This window comes from Micrococcus sp. HMSC31B01 (assembly GCF_001816085.1).
In the GTDB taxonomy this organism is placed as follows: domain Bacteria; phylum Actinomycetota; class Actinomycetes; order Actinomycetales; family Micrococcaceae; genus Micrococcus; species Micrococcus luteus.
This window is the reverse complement of the sequence record NZ_KV824973.1, coordinates 1-5,805: the sequence shown is the minus strand read 5'-3', so window position 1 is coordinate 5,805 and position 5,805 is coordinate 1. Positions and strand designations below refer to the sequence as shown.

The window sequence follows — 5,805 nt, the reverse complement described above, 5'->3', positions numbered from 1 at the left end:
GGTCCCGTGCTGGCCGCCGGCGAGGCCCTCGCCGCCGCGGGCCACCGGTCCCGGTCCGTGCGCCCCGACCAGCCGCTGCTCGTGCTGGGCACGGCCGGGGGGATCGACCCGAACCCGCACGTGGTGCAGGCGCAGCCACACGACTTCGCGCGCGTCCTGCCGGCCAGCGCGGCGATGTTCGAGGAGGAGCTCGGCTTCTCCCCGTTCGCCGGGGGCGCGGCCCAGTACCGGGACCGGGTCGAGCGGCTGATCCACACCGGACGCGTCTTCATCGACCCGGGACCGCGCGACGCGGGCGGCCCGCTGCGCTTCAAGGCGGACATCGGGCTGCTCTCCTCCCGGTGCGCCCAGATCCAGGGCGTGTGGATGGCCCCCGCCGCGCGGGGCCGAGGACTGGCGGCGTCGGCGATGGCCGCCGTCGTGGACTACGTGCGACTCCAGGCGCCCGTGGTCAGCCTCTATGTCAACGCGTACAACACCCCCGCGCTGCGCACGTACGAGCGCGTGGGGTTCGAGCGGCGCGGCACGTTCGCGACCGTCCTGTACTGACCCGGCGGGCCCTGCGCGGGCGATAGGATCGGCGGTCAGGACGCCGGGCACCCCGTGCCGGCGTCGTCCCGTCCCGCGCGCCGCCCCCGACCGCGCGAGCCCGTCCGAGGAGGCCCCGTCATGCCCCTGCGCATGTCCACCCTGTTCCTGCGCACCCTGCGCGACGACCCGGCGGAGGCCGAGGTGGCGAGCCACAGGCTCCTCGTCCGTGCCGGCTACATCCGTCGCGCGGCCCCGGGCATCTACTCGTGGCTGCCGCTGGGCCTGAAGGTGCTGGCCAAGGTGGAGCGGATCGTGCGCGAGGAGATGGACGCGATCGGCGCCCAGGAGGTGCACTTCCCGGCGCTGCTGCCGCGGGAGCCCTACGAGGCCACGGGGCGCTGGGAGGAGTACGGCGACGGGCTGTTCCGCCTGCAGGACCGCAGGGGCAACGACTACCTCCTGGCCCCCACGCACGAGGAGATGTTCACGCTCCTGGTGAAGGACCTGTACTCCTCGTACAAGGACCTGCCCGCGTACCTGTACCAGATCCAGACCAAGTACCGGGACGAGGCCCGCCCGCGGGCCGGCCTGCTGCGCGGGCGCGAGTTCATCATGAAGGACTCCTACTCCTTCACGGTGGACGACGCCGGCCTGGACGCCGCGTACGAGGCCCACCGGGCCGCCTACCTGCGGATCTTCGACCGCCTCGGCCTCGAGGTGGTGCCGGTGCGGGCCACCTCCGGCGCGATGGGCGGCTCCCGCTCCGAGGAGTTCCTGCACCCCACCGAGGTGGGCGAGGACACCTTCGTCGAGTCCGACGGCGGCTACCGGGCCAACGTCGAGGCCGTCACCACGGTGGCCCCCGCCCCGCTGGACGAGGCGGCCATGGCGGCCCTGCCCGCCGCCGAGGTCAAGGACACCCCGGTCTCCACCACCATCGCCGCGCTCGTGGACGTCGCCAACCGGCTGGCCCCGCGCGAGGGCGAGCCGTGGACCGCCGCGGACACGCTCAAGTGCGTCGTGGTCACCGCGGTGGTGGACGGCGGCGAGCGCCGCCCGTTCGTCGTGGGCGTGCCCGGCGACCGTGAGGTGGACCTCAAGCGTCTCGAGGCGTCCGTGGGCCCGGCGCTCGGCGTGGTCGGCGAGCCCACGCTCGAGGCCGCGACCGCCGCGGACCTGGCCGCGCACCCCGCCCTGGTCAAGGGCTACATCGGCCCCGCGGCCGCCGACGCGGTCGAGGGCACCCCGGTGCTCGGCGCGGAGGGCTCCGTCTCGGGACTGCCCTTCTTCGTGGACCCGCGCATCGCCCCCGGCACCGCGTGGATCACCGGCGCGAACGCGGACCAGCGCCACGTGTTCGGCCTCGTGGCCGGCCGCGACTTCACGTGGGACGGCGTGCTCGAGGCCACCGCGGTGCGTGAGGGCGACGAGGCCCCGGACGGCTCCGGCCCGCTGCACACCCGCCGCGGCATGGAGATGGGCCACATCTTCCAGCTCGGCCGCAAGTACGCCGAGGCCCTCGACCTGAAGGTCCTCGACGTCCACGGCAAGCAGGTCGTGGTGACCATGGGCTCCTACGGTATCGGCATCACGCGCGCCGTCGCCGCGATCGCCGAGCGCTACCACGACGACAAGGGCCTGGCGTGGCCGCGCGCGGTGGCCCCGGCGGACGCGCACGTCGTCGTCGCCACGAAGGGCGAGGACGGCCTCGCCGCCGCCGAGACCCTCGCCGCGGGCCTCGAGGCCGAGGGCCTGACCGTGCTCGTGGACGACCGTCCGAAGGTCAGCCCCGGCGTGAAGTTCAAGGACGCCGAGCTCATCGGCGTGCCCACCACCGTGGTGATCGGCCGCGGCCTGGCCGACGGCGAGCTCGAGCTCAAGGACCGTGCCACCGGTGAGGCGCGCCCCGTGCCCGTGGACGGGGCCGTCGCGGCGGTGCTCGCGGAGGTGCGCGACGGGCGCTGAGTGGTTCGGCGCCGTCGAGCTGACCGCCGGGCTGCTCGTCCTCGTGCTCGCCGCGGGCTTCGCGGCGGGCTGGATCGACGCCGTCGTGGGCGGGGGCGGGCTCCTGCAGCTGCCGGCCCTGCTGCTCGTGCCCGGGCTGAGCCCGATCCAGGCCCTGGCCACCAACAAGCTCGGCTCGGTGTTCGGCACGGCGACGTCGGCGCTCACCTACCGGCGGCGCCTGCGGCAGGATCTGTCCACCGCACTGCCGATGGCCGCCGTCGCCTTCGCGGCGGCCCTGGGCGGGGCCGTGGTCGCCGCGCATCTGCCGGCCGGCGTGATCCGGCCCGTGATCCTGGCGGCGTTGATCGCCGTCGCCGTGTTCACGGCCGTGCGCCCAGGCCTCGGACAGGTCGCCGGCGTGGGGCCGCGGCGGAGCACCGCGCTGGCCCGGGCCGTGGCGCTCGGCGCGGCGGTGGGCTTCTACGACGGCGTCCTCGGCCCCGGCACGGGCACGTTCCTCATCCTGGGGCTGGTCCTGCTGCTCAAGTTCGACTTCCTGCACGCCTCGGCACAGGCGAAGGTGGTCAACCTCGCGACCAACCTCGGCGCGCTCGCGTACTTCGTGCCCTCGGGGCACGCGGTGCTGGGCCTGGGGCTGCTGCTCGGCGCGGCCAACCTCATGGGCGGCTACGTGGGGGCCCGCATGGCGATCGCCCGCGGCACCGGCTTCATCCGCGTGGTGTACCTCATGGTGGTGACCGCGCTCATCGTCAAGGTCGGCGCGGACACCCTCGCCCCGCTGCTGCGCTGAGCTCGCCCCGTCCGACCCGGTCGGGAGCACTCGGCCCCGCCGTGGGCCGCCGGTAGGCTCGGCCCCGGATCCCGACCCCGGCCCCCGCCCGCGTGGCGCGGCGGCCCCGACCCGACGAGTGAGGCACCCCATGGACAGCACCGACCGCCGCGACGACCTCGCCGAGCTGCGCACCCGCGTCGAGGAGGCCCTGGCGGCCGACGACGTGGTGGTGGAGCAGGTGCGCGCCACGGGCACCGCCGAGCACCGCACCGTCGAGGTGGTCCTCGACCGCGCCTCGGGCACCCAGGGCCTGAGCCTGGACGACGTCGCCCGCCTCTCCGGCCGGGTCTCCGCCGCCCTCGACGCCCTGGGCGACCACGTGCCCGGCGTCGGCGCGGGGGAGTACCTGCTGGAGGTCACCACCGCGGGCGTGGACCGCCCGCTCACCGAGCCCCGCCACTTCGCCCGCAACGTCGGCCGTCTCGTCGAGGTCTCGGTCGACGGCGCCGCGCCCGTGACCGCCCGCCTGAAGGACGTGACGGACGACGACGTCGAGCTGGCCGTGGTGCGCCCGCCCGCGAAGAAGGGCATGAAGGCCAAGGAGCTGCCCGCCGAGCGGGTCGCCCTCGACCGCCTCGGTCCGGCGATCGTGCAGGTAGAGTGGAGCCCCGCTCAGCAGGCCGGCGACGCCGACGCCGCCGCGGGCGAGGACACGGCCGAGCACACGGAGGCATGAGTTGGACATCGACATGAGCGCGCTGCGCATGCTGGAGGCGGAGCGGGAGATCCCGATGGACCGCCTCATCCCCACCATCGAGCAGGCCCTGCTCATGGCGTACCACCGCACCCCGGGGGCCCTGAAGCGCGCCCGCGTGGAGATCGACCGCGCGACCGGCCACGTCACCGTGTGGGCCACGGAGCTGGACGAGGACGACACGCCCATCGGCGAGTTCGACGACACCCCGAACGGCTTCGGCCGGGTGGCCGCCTCCACGGCGCGCCAGGTGATGATCCAGCGCATGCGCGAGGAGGACGACGACAAGGTCCTCGGCGAGTTCAAGGACAAGGAGGGCGAGCTCGTCTCCGGCGTCATCCAGCAGGGCCTGAACCGCCACATGGTCCAGGTGAACCTCGGCACCCTCGAGGCCGTCCTCCCGCCGCCCGAGCAGGTGCCCGGCGAGGACTACGCCCACGGCCGCCGGATCCGCGCCTACGTGGTCTCCGCGACGCGCGGCGCCAAGGGCCCGTCCGTCACGGTGTCCCGCTCGCACCCCGGCCTCGTGCGCAAGCTCTTCGAGCTCGAGGTCCCGGAGATCGCGGACGGCTCGGTCGAGATCACGGCGCTGGCCCGCGAGGCCGGCCACCGCACCAAGATGGCCGTGCGCGCCACCCGCCCCGGGGTGAACGCCAAGGGCGCCTCCATCGGGGAGATGGGCAGCCGCGTGCGCGCCGTCATGACGGAGCTCAACGACGAGAAGATCGACATCGTCGACCACGTGGACGACCCCGCCGCGATGATCGCCAACGCCCTCTCGCCCGCCACGACCGTCTCGGTGGAGATCCTCGACGCGGACCAGCACTCGGCCCGCGCCGTGGTGCCGGAGTACCAGCTGTCCCTGGCCATCGGCAAGGAGGGCCAGAACGCCCGCCTCGCGGCCAAGCTCACGGGCTGGCGGATCGACATCGTCGGCGACGGGGTCACCACCTCCGCCCCGGGCCGCTGACCGTCCCCGGGAACAGATCCGGGCCCGGACGCGCTAGGATGGATGAGGTCCTTTCTCGATCCGACGCCCGTGAGGGGTGAACGCATGACGTCTCGGACGGTCGTGCGCACCTGCATCGGATGCCGATCGAGGGCGGACCAGCAAGAGCTGGTGCGCGTCGCCCTGGACTCCTCGACGGAACCCCCATCCGTCGTCTGGGACCCGGAACGACGCCGTCCCGGCCGGGGTGCGTGGCTGCATCCCGGCGAGGACTGCCTCCTCCTCGCCCTGCGCCGCCGCGCGTTCGGGCGGGCCTTCCGGTCCGCCGTCGACGCCGACGCGCTGGGCCGCACCGCGGAGGCACCGGCTGACAGACCGACAGATGAAGGCGGGTCAGAGATCTGATGCGTACCCGATGAGCACTGAAGCATGAGTGCCCAGCGATGAACTTCACCCCCTGCTATCAGGCAGGCCGTGGTGCGCGTGCCCTGGTGGCGCGCGCGACGGCCTGGAGCAACGTCAACGGTCCCAGGACGCGCTGAGACGGACAGCCCGAGCGGCTCCGTTCCGGCCCGTGGGGCCAGAACAGGAGAACCGTGGCCAAGGTCCGCGTCCATGAGCTCGCCAAGGAGCTCGGCATCACCTCGAAGGAGGCCTTGAGCACGCTCAAGGACCTCGGCGAGTTCGTCAGCTCGGCTTCGTCCACCATCGAGCCCCCGGTGGTCAAGAAGCTGCGCAACGCCTACCCGGGTGCCGGCAAGTCCGCCGCCAAGCCCGGTTCCACGCCCGCCGCCCCGGGCCGTTCCGCCGCGCCGAAGCCGGCGGCCGCCC

Annotated in this window: 7 protein-coding genes; all 7 read left to right on the top strand. The window is 74.1% G+C overall.

The features are described from left to right. On the top strand, positions 1-549 hold a 549-nt coding region (locus tag HMPREF3105_RS02295), incomplete at its 5' end, for a GNAT family N-acetyltransferase (protein WP_246830319.1). Positions 550-669: 120 nt separating this feature from the next. Further along, the gene (locus HMPREF3105_RS02290; protein WP_070708682.1) at positions 670-2,496 is read left to right on the top strand and encodes a proline--tRNA ligase; all 1,827 of its coding nucleotides are present in this window, start codon (positions 670-672) and stop codon (positions 2,494-2,496) included. Between the two features lie 43 nt (positions 2,497-2,539). Further along, positions 2,540-3,289 carry a sulfite exporter TauE/SafE family protein gene (locus tag HMPREF3105_RS02285; RefSeq protein WP_169577818.1) on the top strand — a complete coding sequence of 250 codons (750 nt, stop codon included), beginning with the start codon at positions 2,540-2,542 and terminating at the stop codon, positions 3,287-3,289. A gap of 130 nt (positions 3,290-3,419) precedes the next feature. Next, the gene (rimP, locus tag HMPREF3105_RS02280) at positions 3,420-4,007 is read left to right on the top strand and encodes a ribosome maturation factor RimP (RefSeq protein WP_036314068.1); all 588 of its coding nucleotides are present in this window, start codon (positions 3,420-3,422) and stop codon (positions 4,005-4,007) included. 1 nt (position 4,008) lies between these two features. Further along, a complete protein-coding gene (gene nusA, locus HMPREF3105_RS02275; protein ID WP_036314069.1) occupies positions 4,009-4,995 on the top strand; it encodes a transcription termination factor NusA in 987 nt (328 codons plus the stop codon). A gap of 42 nt (positions 4,996-5,037) precedes the next feature. Next, positions 5,038-5,379 carry a YlxR family protein gene (locus HMPREF3105_RS02270; protein ID WP_036314070.1) on the top strand — a complete coding sequence of 114 codons (342 nt, stop codon included), beginning with the start codon at positions 5,038-5,040 and terminating at the stop codon, positions 5,377-5,379. Positions 5,380-5,570: 191 nt separating this feature from the next. Further along, on the top strand, positions 5,571-5,805 hold a 235-nt coding region (locus HMPREF3105_RS02265; protein WP_141762411.1), incomplete at its 3' end, for a translation initiation factor IF-2 N-terminal domain-containing protein.